This is a genomic window from Streptomyces sp. WELS2, assembly GCF_013870595.1.
Lineage (GTDB): Bacteria > Actinomycetota > Actinomycetes > Streptomycetales > Streptomycetaceae > Streptomyces.
Genome location: NZ_JACBWZ010001365.1, coordinates 1 through 1,023, shown reverse-complemented (window position 1 = coordinate 1,023; position 1,023 = coordinate 1). Strand labels below are relative to the sequence as shown.

Annotated in this window: 2 protein-coding genes; both read right to left on the bottom strand. The window is 74.8% G+C overall.

What is annotated here, in order from left to right; genetic code table 11:
* A partial coding sequence (locus H5J33_RS36400; RefSeq protein WP_181798945.1) for a DNA polymerase III subunit delta' occupies window positions 1-643 on the bottom strand: 643 nt, incomplete at its 3' end.
* A 171-nt stretch (window positions 644-814) separates the two neighbouring features.
* On the bottom strand, window positions 815-1,023 hold a 209-nt coding region (locus H5J33_RS36395), incomplete at its 5' end, for a hypothetical protein (protein ID WP_181798944.1).

The following is a 1,023-nucleotide window of genomic DNA, read 5'->3' as shown; positions in this document are numbered from 1 at the left end:
CGCGGGCCACGGACGCGGCGACCCCGGGCTCGATGCCGTCACGCCGTACGAGCATGTCGGCGACCGCGTCGACGGACGGCGTGCGCAGGTTCAGATGGCGGCAGCGGGAGCGGATGGTGGGCAGGACGTCCTCGATGGAGGGGGCGCACAGCAGCCAGACCGTGCGCGGGGCGGGCTCCTCCACGGCCTTGAGGACGGCGTTGGCCGACTTCTCGTTCAGCCGCTCGGCGTCCTCGACCAGGATGATCTGCCAGCGGCCGTTCGCCGGGGCGGTGAACGACTTTCGGACCGTGTCCCGCATGTCCTTGACCAGGATCTCGGCACCGACCGCGGCGACCGTCGTCACGTCCGCGTGGGTGCCGAGCAGCGCCGTGTGACAGCCGTCGCAGAACCCGCAGCCGGGGGCGCCGCCGAGCGCGCGATCGGGGCTCACGCACTGCAGGGCCGCGGCGAAGGCCCTGGCCGCCTGGTTCCGGCCGGCGCCGGGCGGCCCCGTGAACAGCCAGGCGTGGGTCATCTTCGACGCCTCGGGCAGCGGCTGCTCCGCCGAGGCGGCCGTGACCAGGGCGTCGGCGTCCCGCGCGGCCGCATCGAGCACCGCGCTCACCTTCTCCTGCCCGACGAGGTCGTCCCACACGGTCATGGGTCACGCCGCCCTTCCGTCACATTCCGCGTTCCGGAATCCATTGTGCGGGTGGGCACTGACAACGAGGCGCGGGGCGAGGGGCGCCCAGCGTCCTTCGCCGGCACCCGCGGCACCCGCGGCACCGCCCTAGCCGGACCCGGAAGCCCTCGCACCCACCACGCGGCCCGCTCAGCCCCGTCGACCCCGGCCCCGGCCGCCCTGCTCCTCGCTCTCGCCCCCGTCGCCGTACTGCCGCTCGCCGTACTCCCCCTCGTCGTACGACCCGAGAAGTTCGTCGGCCAGCGACGGCAGGTCGTCCAGCGGGGTCTCCTCGGCCCAGTCGGGACGGGGGCGGCGGCGGGGCGTGCCGTCGGCGTCGAGCTGGGGCATCTCACGCG